This is a genomic window from Chryseobacterium sp. IT-36CA2, from assembly GCF_949767875.1.
Taxonomy (GTDB): Bacteria; Bacteroidota; Bacteroidia; order Flavobacteriales; family Weeksellaceae; genus Chryseobacterium.
Genome location: NZ_CATKPG010000021.1, coordinates 394,432 through 413,358, shown reverse-complemented (window position 1 = coordinate 413,358; position 18,927 = coordinate 394,432). Strand labels below are relative to the sequence as shown.

Annotated in this window: 17 protein-coding genes; 10 read left to right on the top strand and 7 right to left on the bottom strand. The window is 36.8% G+C overall.

What is annotated here, in order from left to right; genetic code table 11:
- Positions 1–3: 3 nt before the first annotated feature.
- Positions 4–468 (bottom strand): gliding motility lipoprotein GldH, encoded by a 465-nt coding sequence (locus ACM6F9_RS13335; RefSeq protein WP_414846165.1) that lies wholly within the window; start codon positions 466–468, stop codon positions 4–6.
- Positions 461–1,876: a PSP1 domain-containing protein gene (locus ACM6F9_RS13330; RefSeq protein WP_414846432.1), complete on the bottom strand. Its 1,416-nt coding sequence runs from the start codon at positions 1,874–1,876 to the stop codon at positions 461–463. Before ACM6F9_RS13330 ends, ACM6F9_RS13335 begins: the two co-directional genes overlap by 8 nt.
- A 466-nt stretch (positions 1,877–2,342) precedes the next feature.
- Between ACM6F9_RS13330 and ACM6F9_RS13325 the strand changes: the two genes are divergently transcribed.
- The 5 genes from ACM6F9_RS13325 (at position 2,343) to ACM6F9_RS13305 (ending at position 8,349) form a co-directional block, all read left to right on the top strand.
- Positions 2,343–3,581, top strand: a complete 1,239-nt coding sequence (locus ACM6F9_RS13325) for an OmpP1/FadL family transporter (RefSeq protein WP_414846164.1) — start codon at positions 2,343–2,345, stop codon at positions 3,579–3,581.
- A gap of 12 nt (positions 3,582–3,593) precedes the next feature.
- The gene (locus ACM6F9_RS13320; RefSeq protein WP_414846163.1) at positions 3,594–5,156 is read left to right on the top strand and encodes a G-D-S-L family lipolytic protein; all 1,563 of its coding nucleotides are present in this window, start codon (positions 3,594–3,596) and stop codon (positions 5,154–5,156) included.
- An 85-nt stretch (positions 5,157–5,241) separates the two neighbouring features.
- Complete coding sequence (locus ACM6F9_RS13315; RefSeq protein WP_047426959.1) at positions 5,242–6,180, top strand: ribose-phosphate pyrophosphokinase; 939 nt, start codon at positions 5,242–5,244, stop codon at positions 6,178–6,180.
- A gap of 56 nt (positions 6,181–6,236) precedes the next feature.
- On the top strand, positions 6,237–6,872 hold the full coding sequence (locus tag ACM6F9_RS13310; RefSeq protein ID WP_414846162.1) for a 50S ribosomal protein L25/general stress protein Ctc: 636 nt from the start codon (positions 6,237–6,239) through the stop codon (positions 6,870–6,872).
- 256 nt (positions 6,873–7,128) lie between these two features.
- Positions 7,129–8,349 (top strand): aminotransferase class V-fold PLP-dependent enzyme, encoded by a 1,221-nt coding sequence (locus ACM6F9_RS13305; protein WP_414846161.1) that lies wholly within the window; start codon positions 7,129–7,131, stop codon positions 8,347–8,349.
- Positions 8,350–8,406: 57 nt separating this feature from the next.
- Here the strand turns inward: ACM6F9_RS13305 and ACM6F9_RS13300 are convergent, their stop codons facing one another.
- From ACM6F9_RS13300 to hemA, 5 genes are all read right to left on the bottom strand, one after another.
- Positions 8,407–8,532: a GNAT family acetyltransferase gene (locus tag ACM6F9_RS13300; RefSeq protein ID WP_414846160.1), complete on the bottom strand. Its 126-nt coding sequence runs from the start codon at positions 8,530–8,532 to the stop codon at positions 8,407–8,409.
- 127 nt (positions 8,533–8,659) lie between these two features.
- Positions 8,660–9,691 (bottom strand): uroporphyrinogen decarboxylase, encoded by a 1,032-nt coding sequence (gene hemE / locus ACM6F9_RS13295; protein WP_414846159.1) that lies wholly within the window; start codon positions 9,689–9,691, stop codon positions 8,660–8,662.
- A 46-nt stretch (positions 9,692–9,737) separates the two neighbouring features.
- Entirely contained in the window at positions 9,738–10,421 is a 684-nt protein-coding gene (locus ACM6F9_RS13290; RefSeq protein WP_414846158.1) for a uroporphyrinogen-III synthase, read from the bottom strand.
- Positions 10,422–10,477: 56 nt separating this feature from the next.
- A complete protein-coding gene (hemC, locus tag ACM6F9_RS13285; protein ID WP_414846157.1) occupies positions 10,478–11,386 on the bottom strand; it encodes a hydroxymethylbilane synthase in 909 nt (302 codons plus the stop codon).
- Positions 11,373–12,647: a glutamyl-tRNA reductase gene (gene hemA / locus ACM6F9_RS13280; protein WP_414846156.1), complete on the bottom strand. Its 1,275-nt coding sequence runs from the start codon at positions 12,645–12,647 to the stop codon at positions 11,373–11,375. Before hemA ends, hemC begins: the two co-directional genes overlap by 14 nt.
- Positions 12,648–13,070: 423 nt before the next feature.
- Here hemA and ACM6F9_RS13275 point away from each other — a divergent pair, with 423 nt between their 5' ends.
- The 5 genes from ACM6F9_RS13275 to rodA are packed head-to-tail and all read left to right on the top strand — an operon-like array spanning position 13,071 to position 18,746.
- Positions 13,071–14,096, top strand: a complete 1,026-nt coding sequence (locus tag ACM6F9_RS13275; RefSeq protein WP_002982450.1) for a rod shape-determining protein — start codon at positions 13,071–13,073, stop codon at positions 14,094–14,096.
- 28 nt (positions 14,097–14,124) lie between these two features.
- Positions 14,125–14,979, top strand: coding sequence for a rod shape-determining protein MreC (gene mreC / locus ACM6F9_RS13270; RefSeq protein WP_105700453.1), 855 nt, complete (start codon positions 14,125–14,127; stop codon positions 14,977–14,979).
- Positions 14,972–15,478, top strand: coding sequence for a hypothetical protein (locus tag ACM6F9_RS13265; protein ID WP_002982456.1), 507 nt, complete (start codon positions 14,972–14,974; stop codon positions 15,476–15,478). The genes mreC and ACM6F9_RS13265 overlap by 8 nt, the downstream gene beginning before the upstream one ends.
- Positions 15,475–17,520 carry a peptidoglycan D,D-transpeptidase FtsI family protein gene (locus ACM6F9_RS13260; RefSeq protein ID WP_414846155.1) on the top strand — a complete coding sequence of 682 codons (2,046 nt, stop codon included), beginning with the start codon at positions 15,475–15,477 and terminating at the stop codon, positions 17,518–17,520. The genes ACM6F9_RS13265 and ACM6F9_RS13260 overlap by 4 nt, the downstream gene beginning before the upstream one ends.
- Complete coding sequence (rodA, locus tag ACM6F9_RS13255) at positions 17,517–18,746, top strand: rod shape-determining protein RodA (protein WP_414846154.1); 1,230 nt, start codon at positions 17,517–17,519, stop codon at positions 18,744–18,746. The genes ACM6F9_RS13260 and rodA overlap by 4 nt, the downstream gene beginning before the upstream one ends.
- The last annotated feature ends 181 nt before the right edge of the window (positions 18,747–18,927 follow it).

Here is an 18,927-nt window from a genome sequence, read left to right as displayed (position 1 = left end):
TGGTTACGGTTTAGCCGTTTCTATTTTTACCCCAATATCCTCAATTCCCACAAGGTTATCATTTCTCATCGCCTGTATCAGCCCGATTTCATATTTTCCTTTTGATGGAAACGTATACTTTACTTTATACTGAAACAAAGTTTCCTTCGTATCACCAAACCCTGTACCAAGCCATTCGCCGTTAGGTTTTGCCAGTACATAATTCAGGGTGTCCGTTTCCTTTTTTTTGTTGTGAAGATTAGTGAAATTCACTATAAACCTTATATTACTGTAAGGATAATTATTGTTATTTCTTACAACAAATATAATATTTTTAGGATTCTGCGGATCTGAAATTTCAAGATTAAATTTTTGTTCACTTTTCTTATTCCATTTGTTATCAACGGAATTCATGATGACATCTCCTCCTGAGGAAGAGTTGCAGCTAAAGAAAAGGATAAGTGACAGTAATCCTAAAATTTTATGCATTATTATCTTTTTTTGGAGGATATTTCTTTTTGAATTTTTTCTTATTCGGATTGTTCTGTGGCTTATTTTCAGCATTCGCATTTCCATCTACTTTTTCCGCTTGCGGTTTTTGCTGTGGATGTTGTTTTTGCGGTCTGGGCTGATTTCCGGACTGAGCATTTGCATTAGGGTTTTCAGGTTTTTCAGATCTGTCCGGTCTTTCTTGTCTTTCAGGTCTGTTTCTTTTTTGCCCTTGTGGCTGTCCCTGTTGCCCTTGTGGGTTGCTATTCTGCTTATTTTGGTTGCTCTGGTTGCTGTTCCTGTTTCTGTTGTTTCTGTTTTTCTTTTCAAAACGATCCACGTTATTTTCCTGAATCAGATCGATAGTATGAGCAGAAGGTTCCGGCTGTTTCAGGTCTTCAAGAGGGAGTATTCTTTCACCTCTTTTGTTTTTTGAAATCAGTTTTTTTACAAGATCAATATCGAAATCATACCATGCAACAGAACTGTCCACATAAGCGAACCACATTTTCTTTTTGAAAACATCAATTTTGATACAGAATGCTTTTCCTTTCTCTGTTTCTAAAGTAGTGGAAGAAGAAGGGAAATTGCTTAATGCATCCAGATAGCTGTCAAGTTCATAGTTGAGGCAGCATTTAAGTTTACCACATTGCCCGGCAAGCTTCTGAGGATTAATACTCAGCTGCTGATATCTTGCAACATTGGTGTTTACAGATCTGAAATCCGTAAGCCATGTAGAACAGCAAAGTTCACGTCCGCAAGATCCAATACCACCTACTTTTGCAGCTTCCTGTCTGAAACCGATCTGCTTCATGTCGATTTTTGTACGGAATGCTCCTGCATAATCTTTGATCAGCTGTCTGAAATCAATTCTGTTTTCAGCAGTGTAATAGAAGGTGATTTTAGAAGAGTCACCCTGGTATTCCACATCAGTAACTTTCATTTCAAGGCCTAGTCTCTGAGCAATTTTTCTTGCTTCAAGCTTTACGCCATCTTCTTTTTTTCTTGCTTCCTGCCATACCTCAAGATCTTTTTGGTTGGCTTGTCTGTATATTTTGAGTGCCAATTCTTCAGAAAACTTTTTCTTTTTCATCTGAATTTTTACTAATTCTCCCGTAAGGCTTACAACGCCTACATCGTGTCCCGGACTTGATTCTACTGTAATTACGCTACCTATATGTAAAGGAATATTGTTTACATTTTTATAAAACGATTTTCTGTCATTTTTAAACCTAACTTCCACAAAATCACACCTGTTTGGTGTTGGATTGTTGATGTTAGAAAGCCAGTCAAAAACACTTAATTTATAACTATTCCCGCAGGTATTTACATTTTCACAGCCATTTGCGGTTTTCTTAGGGCCGCAAGAATGTGCAGAATCGCCGGATGTTTTGCATCCACAACTCATATTTCTATTATTTATAATCTGCAAATTTATGTTTTTTTATCTTTATGTAATTCTAAAATACTTAAATAACCTGAATTCGGGATAAAACATTTGCTTATTTTAAACAAGAATAAAAGCCGGAGACTGGAATAAGGGTACTTTAAAGAGAATAAAAGAGAGTTTAATTTTTTTAAATTTAACATTTTAGTGGGTGGCTGTTTAATTTAACATTCATTATTATTTTACTCTATTATTCTGGTTTTGTCATGATATAACGTTTAAGTTAAACGTTTGTTTAAAATTAAACGCTTGAATGTATTCTTGTTTAAATTAATCTTAAAGCTTTAATAATGATTATTTTATCTTTTGTTTACTGGAAGGTGTTATTTTAAACATAGTTTTCTTTTCATATATTGTTTAAAATATTGGCAAATATTAACAGACGTATTCAAAATAATTTTATATTTGGGTTATATAATAATAGTCTATGAAAAAAATATTAGTATCAACTGCTTTATTGGCGGGAGTTCTATCTTACGCAGGAGGCTTCAGAGTTTCCCTGCAGGGGGTAAAACAATTGGCAATGGCGCATACTAGTGCTCATGCCGAAGACGCGAGTGTGACATTTTTTAACCCTGCGGGGATGTCATTTATCCCTTCCAAACTGAGCGTAGTGGCAGGAGGGTTTGCAGCAAGTAATAAAGTTACTTTTCAAAACTTCAATACTTTACAAAGTGCGGAGACAGATAACCCTGTAGGAACTCCATTCTATGCCGCGATTACTTATAGACCGATAGAAAAACTTACCGTAGGTCTAAGTGTAACAACGCCTTTTGGAAGTACAATTAAGTGGCCGAATGACTGGGAAGGTAAAGAAATGGTTCAGAAATTAGAGTTGAAAAGTTTCTATTTCCAGCCAATGGTTTCTGTAAAACTAGCTCCGTGGGTATCTTTTGGTGCCAGCTATATCTATGCAAAAGGAGTTGTAGATTGGGATAAAGCAGTAACGCAATTTGGAGGACAGGTAAATATCAATGATAAAAAAGCAAGCGGACACGGATATGGTTTTGGTTTCTATTTCAGACCTGATCCGAAATTAGATGTGAGTATTGCTTACCGTTCAGCAATAGATATGAAAGCTAAAAGCGGTACAGCTACATTCCAGTTCCCGTCTCAGTCAATTTATACACAGTTGAAACTGAATGCTGCAGGGCAGGATGGCTTCTCAGCAGTTCTTCCATTGGTTGAAGAATATACAATTGGTTTAACGTATAGAGTAACTCCGAAATGGCAGGTTTCTGCTGACTTTAACTACCATGGATGGGAGAGATACAGCAAGCTTACTTTAGATTTCGAGAATGCTCCTATTGGAAATAATCCATCGGATCCTACTATTCTTACCAATCCTAAGAACTTTAAAAATTCTAAAACATTCAGATTGGGGACTCAATATGCGTTCACTAATATGATTTACGGACGTTTGGGGGCTTATTATGATGAAGCACCATACACTACGGATAACTTTATTCCAGAAACACCTTCGTATGATACTTATGTTGTAACAGGAGGGGTAGGTATTAAGCTGAAACAATTCGGAATTGATATTGCCGGAGGATATGCAATGCCTCAATACAGACATGTAGATAATGCTAACTTAGGTTTCTACGGACAGTCGAAAGCAACAGCATTCTACTTAGGTCTAGGTTTATCTTATAATCCATTTTAATTTTAGAAGACTATGAAAAAAATTATAATATCGACAATTGCAGTTTCTGCACTTCTTTTTACAGTTACAAGCTGTAATACGGATTTCGATACGGATGTGAAAGATATCCAGGTAACAAAAGGTGACGCAGATTTTACGAAATATATTTCACTGGGAAATTCACTTACTTCGGGATATCGTGACGGAGCTTTGTACAGCAGCGGTCAAAATGAATCTTACCCCAATATGATTGCAGGACAAATGAAACTTGCAGGTGGAGGAGACTTTAAACTGCCATTGATGCCTAATGATGTAGGTGGATTTAACAATCTTCCGGGATTCCCTGGGAAATTAAATCTTCAGGTGGTTAATGGGTCATTGACTCCTGTGCCAAGTGCTCCGGCAGCTGCTTTAGATGTTTTACCAGGTGGAGGTACTTATAATAACATGGGTGTGCCTGGTGCAAAATCTTTCCATTTGGTGGCTCCTGGATATGGTAGTCAGGCTGGTCTTGCTACTGGAACAGCTAACCCTTATTTTGTGAGATTTGCATCTTCTGCAACAACAAGTGTGCTGGCTGATGCTATGGCTCAGAAAGCAACATTCTTTTCTCTTTGGATAGGAAATAATGATGTATTATCATATGCTACCAACGGAGGAACAAACTCTCAGACAACAGGAGGTGTTACAACGTATACTACTGCTACAGTGCAGTCAGGAAATACAAATCCGACAACTTATAAATCTAATGATATTTCAGATCCTGCACTGGTGGCTGGGTCTATTAAGGCAGTTTTAGATGGTCTTAAAAGTGTAGGGACAACAAAAGGTGTTATTGCTAATATCCCTTCTGTTACTTCCGTTCCTTTTTTTACTACGGTTCCTTACAATCCTTTGACACCTACGTCTTTAGGTTCAAATTTAGCAACGCTTAATACAAGCTTGTATGGACCATTGAAACAAGCGCTTACTGCTTTTGGAGCTGGGGATAGAATTAATTTACTTTCTACATCCGGACCAAGCCCGCTTTTGATCAAAGATGTTGCTCTTACAGATTTATCAGCACAGCTTACTGCTGCTTTGACCCCTTCTTTGGGGGCTCCAACAGCTGCCGCTTTCGGACAGATCTTTGGACAAGCAAGACAGGCTACAGCGGATGATTATATTTTGCTTACTACAAGTTCTGTGATTGGAAGTACTGCAGCAGGAGTTCCAGCTCCGGTTAATATTTATGGTATTTCTTACCCATTACAAAACCAACATGTATTAACAAAAACAGAGGCTGGTTACGTAAAAACAGCTACAGATGCATATAACGCTTCTATAAAATCACTTGCTGACTCTTATGGATTGGCTTTTGTAGATGCTGGTGCTAAAATGCTGGAGCTGAACGGGCAATCCGGTATTTCATTTGACGGAGTAAAATATACTGCGAAATTTGTAACAGGAGGAGCTTTCTCGTTAGATGGAGTTCACCTTACAGGTCGCGGATATGGTATTGTAGCGAATGAATTTATTAAGTCTATTAATGCTAAATATAAGTCTACACTTCCACAGGTAGATCCGAACAAATATTCAGGAGTTAAATTCCCTTAATAATTGATAAAATAAAAACTTAGAAACCACAGGAGTAAATCTTGTGGTTTTTTTTTAAATTTGCAAAATCTTTTAAAAAGTAAAAATGGCCGATCAGTTAAGTTATCTATTTTGTACAAGAACCAGCAGGGACTTGGCAGAGAAAATTGCCCAGAATTATGGGAAAGAATTAGGAAAAATCAACTTTCAGGAGTTCAGTGACGGGGAATTTGAGCCTGTTTTGGACGAATCCGTAAGAGGAGGAAGAGTTTTCCTGATTGGATCTACATTCCCTCCTGCAGACAATCTTTTAGAACTCCTTCTAATGATTGATGCAGCGAAAAGAGCTTCTGCAAAGAGCATTACCGTAGTAATTCCTTACTTCGGACTTGCCAGACAGGACAGAAAAGACAAACCGAGAGCGCCGATCGGTGCTAAGTTAGTTGCCAACCTTCTTACTGCAGCAGGAGCAACAAGAGTAATGACAATGGATCTTCATGCAGACCAGATTCAGGGATTCTTCGAAATTCCGGTAGATCACCTGTATGCTTCTTCTATTTTTGTGGATTATATCAGGTCTTTAAATCTTGATAACCTTACCATTGCTTCTCCAGATATGGGAGGTGCAAAAAGAGCGAAAAACTATGCTGGGCACCTAGGTGCTGAAGTAGTAATTGCTTATAAGGAAAGAAAGAAAGCTAATGTTGTAGAGGAAATGTTCCTTATCGGAGATGTGACAGGTAAAAACGTAATCCTTATTGATGATATGATTGATACTGCAGGTACACTTTGTAAAGCAGCCGATATCTTAATTGAAAAAGGAGCGAAAACGGTAAGAGCTATGGCTACTCACGGAGTGCTTTCAGGCAAGGCTTACGAGAATATTGAGAACTCAAAACTCTTGGAAGTTATTGTAACTGACTCAATTCCTGTTAAAAATAATTTGTCATCTAAAATAAAAGTGCTATCTTGCGCCCCATTATTTGCAGATGTTATGACAATGGTTCATGAGCACAAATCAATTAGTAGTAAATTTGTTATTTAATTGATTTTAAACAAATTGCAAATTTAAGTCAGAATAATTTTTTAAATTTTTTATAAATGAAATCTATTACAATTCAAGGTACAAAAAGAGAAAACGTGGGCAAAAAGTCTACAAAAGCTTTACGTGATGCTGAATTAGTTCCTTGTGTTGTTTATGGAGGTGAAGCACCTTTGAACTTCTCTGCTGAAGAGAGAGCTTTCAAAGGATTGGTATACACTCCTGAAGCACACACGGTATCTATTGAAGTTGACGGAAAAACAATTCCAGCTGTTCTTCAGGATATTCAGTTTCACCCAATCACTGACAAAATTCTTCACATTGACTTCTATCAATTATCTGACGATAAGCCAGTAGTTATGGAGGTTCCTGTAAGAATTACTGGACGTTCAAAAGGTGTTGTAGCTGGTGGTGTTTTACGTCAGTCTTTCAGAAAACTAAAAGTAAAAGCTATCCCTGCTAACCTACCTGACGAAATCGTTGTAGATGTTACTCCATTAAGAATTGGTAACAAACTTTACATCGGTGGTATCAAGACAGAAGGTTACTCTTTCATGCACCCAGACAACGCAGTAGTAGTTGCTGTTAAGATGTCTAGAAATGCAATGAAAGGAGGTGCAGCAATGGAAGATGATGAAGATGAAGAAGAAGTTGCAACTGAAGAAGGTGCAGCTCCGGAAGCAGCAGCAGAATAAGAATTGCTTATTTAAACAATATAAAACCTATCAATTTATTGGTAGGTTTTTTTGTATGATAAAGATAAATAACAATTTGCTGTTTCGTAATTTTGCCCTTTACTATTCTTGCCTCATATATTATCCTTACTATAAACTATCGAATATTTCTATCAACTGATAACTATCAGCTCCTTATCTCATACTTCCTTTCGGAAAAAAAGCCGTAAATTTGAAGAGTTCTAAATAAGAACGTTTTAATTTAAAAAATAAATAAATGTTTGACATTCAGGAAATAAGAAGCCAGTTTTCTATATTGGACAGAGAAGTGAACGGTAAGCCTTTGGTTTATCTGGATAATGCAGCTACATCCCAAAAACCAAATTCAGTTTTGGAAGTCTGTCACGCATATTATACAGAACTTAATGCCAATGTTCATAGAGGAATTCATACCCTAAGCCAGCTGGCAACAGAGGAAATGGAGCTTTCAAGAAGAAAAATCCAGAAATTCATCAATGCTGAACATGATTTTGAAGTCATTTTTACAAAAGGAACAACAGAAGGGCTGAACCTTATCGCTTATATTTTAACACAGAAACTCCAGAAAGATGATGAGATCATTATTTCCTATCTGGAGCACCATTCTAATATTGTTCCATGGCAGATGCTTTGCGAAAGAACTGGCGCAAAACTTCGTGTGATTCCTATTGATGAAAACGGGATTCTTCAGATGGATCATTTTGACAAGTTTTTAAGTGAAAAAACTAAGGTTGTTTCTGTAAATCAGGTTTCCAATGCGTTAGGAATTGTGAATCCTATTGAAGAGATTATAGCTAAAACAAGAAAAAGTACTGATGCTTACGTTGTAATAGATGGTGCTCAGTCTGCTCCGCATTTTAATATTGATGTTCAGAAGATGGATTGTGATTTCTTTGTTTTCTCAGGTCATAAAATGTATGCTCCTATGGGAACGGGTATTTTATACGGGAAACGTGAAATACTCGAAGCTTTGCCACCATTTCATGGAGGAGGAGAGATGATTGCAACATGTTCTTTCGAAGGAACTACTTATGCAGGTCTTCCATTTAAATATGAAGCTGGAACACCCAATGTAGGAGGAAATATTGCTTTAGGTGCAGCGGTTGATTTCATGAATAAAGTAGGACACACCAATATTCAGAATCATGAAAATGCTTTATTGGAATATGCCCAAAGACAGCTTTTAGAATTAGAAGGAATTAAGATCTATGGTGAAAAAGCTAATAGAACCGGTGTTGTTTCTTTTAATTTAGAAGGTGTAGGTATTGCTTCTGATGTAGGAATGATCCTTGACAAAATGGGAATCGCTGTAAGAACAGGACACCACTGTACACAACCAATTATGAACTTTTTTAATATTGCAGGGACAGTAAGAGCAAGTTTCGCAGTATATAATACCTTCGAGGAAATTGATATTCTGGTAGAAGGAGTTAAGAAAGCACAAAGAATGTTGAGCTAATCAATACAACATTCTTTATGATATAAATTAAAAGCAGCCAATGGGCTGCTTTTTTTATTAATCCATGGGAACACAATAGCACCGGCCATTAATAATAACCTGATAATATCCGATAGCACATTCCAGGCAAATTTCTCCTCCGGCTACAATGGTTTTCAATTTTTCTTTGTTTAGTTTTTTCATAATAATGATTTAAAGTGTTTGTAATCAAATATAAAGAAATAAATAAAAAGCTGCGGGAAAATTAATGATCATAAAAAAGCCTTGTTATCAAATAACAAGGCTTGTATGTTTTTTTAAGAGAATAATCTTATAAATTCGGTTTCCAGTCAACGACTGCTCTGATGAATGCCTCAGCATTTTCAACAGGAACATTTGGTAAAATTCCGTGACCTAAATTAGCAATATATCTGTCTTTTCCAAAACGGTTGATCATCTCGTTCACCATTTTCTTGATCGTCTCAGGTGTTGAATGAAGTCTTGCAGGATCAAAATTCCCCTGTAGCGTCATCGTATGATTCGTTAAAGTTCTTGCGAATTCTGGCTTAATAGTCCAGTCTACCCCAAGAGCAGAAGCTTTAGACATCGTCATATCTTCCAATGCGAACCAGCATCCTTTTCCGAATACCACTACATGGGTAAGCGGGCTTAATGCCTCAACAATCTGATTGATATACTGCCATGAGAATTCCTGATAATCTGTAGGAGAAAGCATTCCTCCCCAAGAATCAAAAACCTGTACTGCAGAAACTCCCTTTTCTATTTTTCTTTTTAAATAAGCAATCGTAGTATCTGTGATTTTCTGTAATAACAAATGAGCTGCCTCAGGCTGCTGGAAACAGAAAGATTTTGCAATATCAAATGCTTTGCTTCCTTTTCCTTCCACACAATAGCAAAGGATTGTCCATGGAGAACCGGCAAAACCGATCAATGGAATATCGTTGTCCAGTTTCTGGAGAGTAAGCTCAATAGCATCAAAAACGTATCCTAAAGTATCATTCACATCCGGAGTTTCAATATTCTGAACCTGCTCCATTGTTCTGATAGGAGTGTCTAACCATGGACCTACAGATTCTTTCATCTTGAAATCAATTCCCATAGCCTGTGGAACTACCAGGATATCAGAAAACAGAATCGCTGCATCCAAAGGAAATCTGCGGATAGGCTGTAGAGTAATCTCAGCTGCAAGCTCAGGAGTCTGACATCTTGTAAAGAAATCATATTGATCTCTTAAAGCAATGAATTCCGGCAGATATCTTCCAGCCTGCCTCATCATCCAGACAGGAGGTCTTTCAACGGTTTCTCCGCGAAGTGCTTTTAAATATAGGTCGTTTTTTATCATAATCTATTTAAACTAATATTACCGCTAATATTCGGTAACAGATATTCTAAATTCTACTTCTTATTTCTCTTCTTATCAGTTCAAAGATAGAAGTCAACGTGTTTTCTTCAGAAGTAAAAATGTCTTCCTGCGTATAATTTCTCAACTCACCGGAAGTGGTTTCGCCAATTGAAAAAAGCTTCATATCTTCCAGAGAATTTCGCCTTGCAAAACTACGAACTCCGCTCGGACTAAAAAATACTGCAGCATGATATTTTTCATCTATTACAGGATTGATTTCTTCCGTATTGTATATTGTAACTTTTTTGTACTTAATGTTTTGTAAAGGAAGCTCTTTATCCAGAACATTGATGGCAAGGTTCCCGCAAAAATGCAGAAACTGTTCATGCTGGCATTTTCCGATAATGAATCTGGAAAGGGTTTCTGCGTTTTTCAGTACTTTAAATGTTCCGAAGCCGTGTTTTCTCAGTTCTCTCTTCGTTTTTTCACCTACACAATAGATCTTGTTGTAGTTTTTGGCTGTAAAATTTTCATTGGGCTTAAACCTGTTTTTGAAAAATGAAATAACTCCATTCGCACTGGTGAAGATCAAAGAATAATTTTTCAGATCAAAAGGGCTGATCATAATAGGTTTGGTCTTAATTACCTCCACACAGTCAGCCAAAATATCCTCTCCTAATTCTTTGGATATAATCGTTTGGTCTATATTTTTGGTAAATAAGATTTTCATGTCTGTAAAATTAAGAAGATGAAAAGAATGGCTAAAAGAATTTACAATCTGAAATATCAGATCTGGCTTTTGATTTCTGCCATTAATTCTTTTCCACCGTTTTCAAGAACAACTTTGGCAAACTTTTCTCCGAAATTCTCAGTTGGAGTATAGTCAAAGTTTTCATCCACAGCAATACAGTTTTTCCCATCCAGAGAGCAAAGTGCTGCCTTGAAACGGATCTGATCTCCGATGATTTCTGCGTAAGCTCCAATCGGTGCTGTACAACCTCCTTCTAAAGTGCTCAGGAAGTTTCTTTCAATCTCCACACAGATCTGAGTCTGCTTGTGATTGATTTGGCTTACAATCTCATTGATCTCAGGCTTGTCTGTATGTCCAGCTACGGAAATTACGCCTTGAGATGGAGCGCAAATCATTAATGGAAGCATTTCATAATCAATTTCCATTTTCATTCTTTTGATACCGGCCAAAGATAGAATGGTAGCATCAAAATCTCCGTCTTCCAGTTTTTGAAGTCTTGTCTGAATATTTCCGCGGATATCCGAAAAATCAGTAGTCGGATAATTTCTCAGCCAGAAAGCTCTTCTTCTCAAACTGCTGGTAGCAAGTTTAAGCTCATGGAATTCTTTATTCCTTGCAGATTCTTTTCTGATCAGAATGTCTTGTGGATAATCTCTTTCCAGATAAGCGATCATCTCAATATTTTGAGGCAATTGAGTGGGAACATCTTTTAAAGAATGTACGGCAATATCAATCTCATCATTCAATAGAGCAATATCAAGGTCTCTTGTGAAAACCCCGGTAATTCCTAAAGAATAGAGTGGTTGATTAAGGTTCTTATCGCCAGAAGAAACGATAGGAACAATTTCCGTTAAATAATTGTTGTTCTGAAGGTGCCTCGCAACCTCTCTAGCCTGCCAAAGTGCAAGTGCGGAATTTCTCGTTCCGATTCTAATGCTTTTCATTGAATTCGTTGTTTGGTTGTTCAACTAATATTTCGTGCATTAATTTACTAATTTCTTCGGCTTTTAAAGGGTTGTCAATAATATATTTTGCAAAACGGTTGGTGATTTTCTGGATCATTTTGTCAGAAAGTTCCATGTCCGTGATGTTTATGTATTTATTCTTTCTATAAAAATTATGCATTTCATTGCGTTCCATATTCTTTAAAACCGCTTTGAAATGATGAATATTGGGTGCCAGTTTTCTCTTTTTCTCCCATTCAATGAAGTCTTTCATGAGTTCCTTGATGATTTTTTCAGCTTTTGGAATTTCTCTTTCACGCTGTTGAATCGTTTCCTGGATCTGTTTTGAAAGCTCATCCACATCAATCAATGTTACGTTTTCATTTTCGGTAACATTTTTTTCAACGTTGTGCGGGATCGAAAGGTCAATAATCAGAGTTTCTTTTCCGTTCGGGAAATGGGACTGGTTGACAATAGGGTGTTTGGCTCCTGTTGCCACAATAAGAATATCAGTGTTTTTTAATTCCTTGTCAAAATCAGAATAATCAACATGAGGAATATTATATTTCTGGGAAATCTTTTCAGCTTTCTCCTGAGTTCTGTTAGCAATTTTAATTTTTGGCTGATAGACGTGTTTTACCAGATTTTCAACGGTATTCTGTCCAATTTCACCTACCCCTAAAAGTAAGATGTTTTTCTCAGCGATTCTTTTCTGGCTGTTTAAAATATAATGAACTGCAGCATAAGAAACAGAAGCTGCTCCATTGGAAATACCGGTTTCATTTTTTATTCTTTTCGAAATCTGAATAGCAGCATTGATAGCTCTTTCCAGATAAGGGTTAGAATTTTGTCGTTCCTTTTTGAAACGGCTGTATGCTTTTTTGATCTGACCGATAATTTCAAAATCTCCGATAATCTGACTTTCAAGGCCAGCTGCCACTCTGAAAAGATGAATAAGAGCCTCCTCTTTAGTTAAAATATTGGCAAACTGAAGAAAATCCGTAAGATGTACTCCAATGGTTTTGCAATACTCTTCAGCGACTAAAAGATAATTGGGAGAAGTGGTATAAATTTCTGTTCTGTTACAGGTAGAAACTACAAATGCATCACCCAGATCTTCCTGATGGACTCTGGAAACAAAGTTTTTGATGTTTTCATCAAAGAATGCAAACTTTCCTCTCGTTTCTACATCGGCTTTCTCGTAGCTTATGGAAAGCACGGCAAAATTCGACGTCTGATGGATGTTGGAATACTGTAACATAAGCAGTCGCAAATTTACGCTTTTTTTAATTAACCACTCTCAGATAGTGTATATGATAATTATCGTAAAAAACTATAAGAGGGAAGTAAAGGGGGATCGAAGAAAGGCAAAATTGTAAAATACAAAATAAATTACTTTGTAAATTAAATTCGAAATATTTTCGGGTTCAATTTTGTTCCTATTCCTACTTTTTCAGTTGAAAATCCTCGGTTTTTTTATCCTTTTTAGCCTTTTGAAACTCCGCTTTTTAGCCCTTTTAGTGGCCCATTAATTTTAGTTGAAATCAAACTCTGTAAATGTCTAGACCAAAAGTTAATAAAGAATTATAAATTTTAATAAAATTTTAACCAAATTAAGTTGGTGGGAAATTTCTTTAGTAGTGTTAAATTTATATCTTTGTAAACTTAAAATCAGAAGAAAAATATGAGTTTATTTGATATGTTTACGCAAGAAATTGCGATAGACCTTGGAACTGCTAATACCCTAATCATCCATAATAATAAAATTGTTATTGATCAACCTTCAATTGTTGCAATTGAACGTTCATCGGGTAAGCCGATTGCCGTCGGAGAGCAAGCCAAGCATATGCAGGGTAAAACTCACGAGGATATCAAGACGATCCGTCCTTTGAAAGATGGGGTTATTGCTGATTTCCACGCTTCTGAACACATGATCAAGGAATTCATCAAAAAAATTCCTGGAATCAAAGGTAAATTCATTCAACCGGCATTACGAATCGTAATCTGTATCCCTTCTGGTATTACTGAAGTTGAAAAAAGAGCGGTAAGAGATTCTGCTCAGAAGGTAAACGCAAAAGAAGTAAGATTAATTTACGAACCAATGGCTGCTGCAATAGGGGTAGGGATAGATGTACAGAAACCTGAAGGAAACATGATCATCGACATAGGTGGTGGTACTACGGAAATTGCTGTGGTAGCTTTAGGAGGTATTGTATGTGATAAATCTGTAAAGATTGCAGGAGACGTATTTACCAATGACATTGCTTATTACTTAAGAACTCACCATAACCTTTATATCGGGGAAAGAACAGCTGAAAGAATCAAAATTGAAGTAGGTTCTGCAGTAGAAGATCTTGATGTGGATATCGAGGATATCCCGGTACAAGGTAGAGACCTTATTACAGGGAAACCAAAAGAAATTATGGTTGGATACAAAGAGATTGCACGTGCATTAGACAAATCGATCATCAGAATCGAAGATGCTGTAATGGAAACATTATCTCTTACACCACCGGAATTGGCAGCTGATATCTACAAAACGGGTATTTATCTTGCTGGTGGAGGAGCGTTATTAAGAGGCCTTGCGGACAGAATTCACAAAAAAACAGGTCTTCCTGTGTTTGTGGCTGAAGATCCGTTGAGAGCTGTAGTTCGTGGAACAGGTATTGCTCTTAAGAATATGGATAAATTCAATTTCTTAATTAAATAATTTTAACTTTTTACGACTTTATATCTGAATGGGATTTTTGCTGAGATTATTTTCGAAGAATACTCTTTTCGTCTTCTTTATATTCCTGCAAATTATTGCTCTGGTTTTGATATTCTCCAGAAATGCCATGCAGAAATCCTGGATAGCAGGACAAACGGCTGCTTTCAATTCCTGGGTTTCCGGATATATTGATGAAGGAGTTTCTTATCTGAAGCTAAAACAGATCAACGAAGATCTTGTAGTTCAGAATAAAGCCCTTATGACTGAACTCTACGGAAAAGACGGAGCGAAAACTCCTGTTTTCAAAAGAGTTCATGATACTATTGGTGGTGGGCAGATCTATACTTTTGTTGATGGAGAAATTGTTTTCAATAGCATCAACAGAAGAAATAACTATTTTACAATCAACCGTGGCCGTAGAGATGGCGTCTTTCCTCAAATGGGGGTAATGGCGCCAAGAGGTATTGCGGGAATTGTAATTAATTCTACAGACAGTTATGCATTGGTTCAGTCGGTCTTAAGTGTAAACAAGATCAGAATTAATGCAGCACTCAAAAACTCAGGATATTTCGGTACTTTAACATGGAATGGAGATAACTCCAGAGTGATGCACCTTGCGGATATTCCAAAATATGTTGCGCTGAAAGTAGGGGATTCGGTTGTTACCGACGGTAAATCCGCCATCTTCCCTAAAGGCGTTACCATTGGTACTATTGCCGGATATTCTGTAGATAATAAAACCGGCTTCTGGGATATCTCCGTAGAGCTGAGTGAAAAAATGGGAGCGTTGAATAAAGTGTATGTAGTGAAGAATCTTAAGAAAGCAGAAGTGCAGAAGATTCAGGACACTATGCAGGCTGTAATAAAAAAAGAAAATGATTAGCAGGACTTTATTTACCGATATATTGATCATGATTTTTCTTGTTGCATTACAGATATTTGTATTGAACAGGATTACACTTTTCGGGAAATATACTCCGGTATTATATCCTGTATTTGTCATGTTCTATCCATTTTTTAGAAATAAATTTCAGTTCCTGGCATTGAGCTTTTTAATAGGACTTTCTATTGACGGTTTCCTCTATTCATGGGGGATTAATGCGTTTGCGACAACGTTGATTGCTTATTTCAGAACGTTGATCTTCAGGACTTCCACAGATACGTCTACGGACTTTTTCTCTTTTCAGTCTCTTCAATGGGCGCAGTTTTTGCTGTTTTTATTTTCAAGTATTTTCCTGCATCAGCTTTTAGTACAGTATATCGAATTCTTTAAGTTTAGCAGGTTTTTTGAAATATTATTTAATGTGTTGGTAACAAGTGTAATTTCATTTATCTTTATAGTCATCTACGCATTAATATTTAAAATCAAACAAAAAGTTTGAACACACGTTATTTAAAAATTTTTTCCATCCTCGTTACCATCGCCCTTATTTTTGTGGCGAGGCTTGCTTATTTGCAATTATTTACAGACCGTTATGCATTAAATGCAGCCAATACCTCCATCAAAACAGAATACATTATTCCACAGCGTGGAGTTATTTTCGACAGGAACGGTAAAATCATGGTAGGGAACCAACCTGCTTATGAAGTCTCTTTTACACAAGGTTTAATGAGACCTGATTTTGATACACTCGGATTTTGTACCCTGATGAAGATCTCCAAGGCAGATTTTATCAAAAGAATTGAGGTTATTAAAAAAGAAAAATATTATTCCAAACTTACTCCCATGACCTTCCTGAAAGATTTAAGCAGAGAAGACATCGCTAGAGTACAGGAAATTATTTTTAAATATCCGGCATTTAATATCGTTCAAAGACCTCAGCGTCAATATGAAGTTTCTACTTCCGGTAACCTTCTTGGGTATACCAGCGAAGTAAATGAGCGTGAAATAAAAAAAGACTCAGCCTACTATTTACCGGGAGATTTCATCGGAAAAACAGGTGTTGAAAAGTCTTATGAAAAAGAGCTTCGTGGAATAAAAGGAGTGAAGTATATCCAAAAAGATATCAGACTCCGAAACATTGGTTCCTATAAAAACGGATCTTTGGATAAAGATGTGATTACGGGTAAGGATATTACTTTAACCATTGATTATGATCTTCAGAGAACTGCGGAAGAGATGATGGTAAATAAACACGGTGCAATTGTAGCAATAGATCCTAATAATGGGGAAGTATTGGTAGCGGCAACCGGACCGGATATTGATCCGAATCTTTTCACCGGACCTTATAAATCAAAAAATTTATACGCCCTTTCAAAAGATACACTTTACGAAAATAAACCCACTTTCGACCGTTCTTTACAGGCGGGATATCCTCCGGGATCAACTTTTAAATTGTTAACAGCCCTGGCAGCAATGCAAATGGGAGTAATGGATGAAAAGACGATTTTCCCTTGTGGAGGCGGGTTCTTCTATAAAGGGAAAAGAATTAAAGGCCATGGTGGAGCAGATCCGCTTATTCCTTCCATTCAGGTTTCCAGTAACTGTTTCTTTACGTATGCATTTATTGCAATCATTAAAAAATACCCTGGAAATCCTTCAAAAGGTGTTGATGAATGGAAGAAAATCATGAGCAGTTTTGGAGTTGGAGAATTTTTGAATAATGATTTTGCTGTGGGAGCCAAAGGAAGAATCCCTTCAGGAGATTTTTACGAAAAAAGATTTAAAGCCATCATGAAAGCAAGCGGTTCTCAAAGAACTGATTTTAAAAACTGGGATGAAATGTCAACCGGTGCTATTTATAATGGGATGGGACAGGGAGATGTTTTGGTAACGCCTATTCAGCTTGCCAATTATGTGGCTGCTATTGCTAACAGAGGATGGTATTATACCCCTCATATTGTAAAAGCAATTGATGGAAAACCAAATCCTGATCAAAGATTTAAAGTTAAACATCAGACTTTAGTTGATCCAAAACATTTTGAACCAGTTCTGAAAGGTATGGAAGCCGTGGTTTTGAGAGGAACAGCAAGAGGTTTGAAATCCAATGATTTTACACAATTAGCGAAAACAGGAACAGCGCAGGTTCCACAAGGGAAGGATAATTCTATCTTTGTATTGATTGCTCCTGCTGATAAACCCAAAATTGTTGTTGTTGCAGTTATGGAGCATGCCGGATTCGGGGCTACATGGGCAGGACCGGCTTGTACAGTAATTGCTGAAAAATATATTACTGGTGATTTAAAAAGAGAAAATCTTTATAAAAAAATGATCACCTCGAGTTTCATGCCGGAATATAAAAGGCAATGGGTGGCAGATTTAAAACGCAAAGGATTATATATTGATCCTAAACCCGATTCAGTTAAACAAAAAAGAATAAAGGATAGTCTGGAGCTGGTGAAGCAACAAAAAGCGAAGCTGCAAAAGAAGATAGAAGAGGAAACTAAAAAGAATAACACTGCTAAAAAACCTGTGAAGCAATGAAATGGACTGAAGGAATAGATAAACTGGGCCTTGGGCTGTATTTCCTGCTTTGCATTTTTGCGATTGCAAATATCTACAGTGTTGACCAGAAACTGGGTGAAAAACAATTAGTATTTTTCTGTATCTCGTTATTTGTAGGATTGATCATCTTCTTTAGCAGAAGTAAGTTCTTTGAGAATATGGCGGGTATTATTTATATTGGCGGTGTTTTGTTGCTGATAGGTCTTTTCCCGTTTGGTAAAGAAATCCTTGGGCAGAAGAACTGGTATAAATTCGGAAGTTTCACCATGCAGCCCGTAGAATTTGCAAAGATTGGTACGGCACTCATGCTGGCTAATTATGTTTCCGGACCCGATTTTAATCTTAAAAATAAAAAATCTTTATGGACTACCTTAGCCATTATTGGTATTCCGGCAGCAGTAGTTCTTGCTATTCCGGATGTAGGTTCTATGCTTGTATTTATTGCATTCTTCATTGCATTATATAGAGAAGGACTGAGTGGTCTTTTATTTACTGTTGGTTTTATTTTTGCCGGAGTCTTCCTTATTTCGTTGGCGATTCCTCCTGTTTATGTGGCAGTAGCTGTTTTAGTCATTGCCGGTGTTCTGATTGCCATGAACTATCATAGAATGTCCTGGGATGTAATTTCTATTTCAGGGATTTCAGGATCTATTCTTTTGCTGTGCGGACTGGCTTTCGGATCTCCTTATATTCTAGAAAAACTTCCTAAACACCAAAGAGAAAGAATTGAAGTTCTTTATAAAGGTGAAAAGGCATTCCGAGATACTTCCGGTTACAACTTATTATATTCCAAAACAGCTATCGGTTCCGGTGGGATCTGGGGGAAGGGTTACCGTGAGGGATCAGTTACCCAGGGGAAATTCGTTCCTGAACAGGAAACGGATTATATCTTTTGTACTGTAGGAGAAGAATGGGGCTTTATTGGAAGTGCAGTTCTTATCCTGTGTTACATGATTTATATCGGAAGGATATATTATCTGGCAGAACAACAGAAATCTACTTTTAACCGCGTATTCGGGTATTGCTTTGCGTCGATTCTGCTTATGCACTTTTCGATCAATTTAGGGATGGTTATGGGGCTTTTCCCGACCGTTGGGATTCCGCTTCCATATTTCAGTTATGGAGGAAGTTCTTTATTGGCCTTCTCGATGATGACTTTTATCTTTTTTAAACTTAATTATTCGGATAAGAATAGTTTGGTGTAAGCTTATCGTCATTCGATCTTGATTTCATAAACTAAAATTAATACAATCTGTTAATCAGCAGGAAGCGCTTTTATATTTTTCTCAAAGAATAATAATTTGAGAAAAGAATTCTTATCATGTTTAATGAATATGAATTGAGCATTCTGTTTATATAATAATTTTGAACCCTATCGGTTTTTAG

Bases quoted from the DNA above. Each gene is read 5' to 3' on its own strand.
- ACM6F9_RS13335 (WP_414846165.1), bottom strand. From the start codon at position 468: ATGCATAAAATTTTAGGATTACTGTCACTTATCCTTTTCTTTAGCTGC.
- ACM6F9_RS13330 (WP_414846432.1), bottom strand. From the start codon at position 1,876: ATGAGTTGTGGATGCAAAACATCCGGCGATTCTGCACATTCTTGCGGC.
- ACM6F9_RS13325 (WP_414846164.1), top strand. From the start codon at position 2,343: ATGAAAAAAATATTAGTATCAACTGCTTTATTGGCGGGAGTTCTATCT.
- ACM6F9_RS13320 (WP_414846163.1), top strand. From the start codon at position 3,594: ATGAAAAAAATTATAATATCGACAATTGCAGTTTCTGCACTTCTTTTT.
- ACM6F9_RS13315 (WP_047426959.1), top strand. From the start codon at position 5,242: ATGGCCGATCAGTTAAGTTATCTATTTTGTACAAGAACCAGCAGGGAC.
- ACM6F9_RS13310 (WP_414846162.1), top strand. From the start codon at position 6,237: ATGAAATCTATTACAATTCAAGGTACAAAAAGAGAAAACGTGGGCAAA.
- ACM6F9_RS13305 (WP_414846161.1), top strand. From the start codon at position 7,129: ATGTTTGACATTCAGGAAATAAGAAGCCAGTTTTCTATATTGGACAGA.
- ACM6F9_RS13300 (WP_414846160.1), bottom strand. From the start codon at position 8,532: ATGAAAAAACTAAACAAAGAAAAATTGAAAACCATTGTAGCCGGAGGA.
- hemE (WP_414846159.1), bottom strand. From the start codon at position 9,691: ATGATAAAAAACGACCTATATTTAAAAGCACTTCGCGGAGAAACCGTT.
- ACM6F9_RS13290 (WP_414846158.1), bottom strand. From the start codon at position 10,421: ATGAAAATCTTATTTACCAAAAATATAGACCAAACGATTATATCCAAA.
- hemC (WP_414846157.1), bottom strand. From the start codon at position 11,386: ATGAAAAGCATTAGAATCGGAACGAGAAATTCCGCACTTGCACTTTGG.
- hemA (WP_414846156.1), bottom strand. From the start codon at position 12,647: ATGTTACAGTATTCCAACATCCATCAGACGTCGAATTTTGCCGTGCTT.
- ACM6F9_RS13275 (WP_002982450.1), top strand. From the start codon at position 13,071: ATGAGTTTATTTGATATGTTTACGCAAGAAATTGCGATAGACCTTGGA.
- mreC (WP_105700453.1), top strand. From the start codon at position 14,125: ATGGGATTTTTGCTGAGATTATTTTCGAAGAATACTCTTTTCGTCTTC.
- ACM6F9_RS13265 (WP_002982456.1), top strand. From the start codon at position 14,972: ATGATTAGCAGGACTTTATTTACCGATATATTGATCATGATTTTTCTT.
- rodA (WP_414846154.1), top strand. From the start codon at position 17,517: ATGAAATGGACTGAAGGAATAGATAAACTGGGCCTTGGGCTGTATTTC.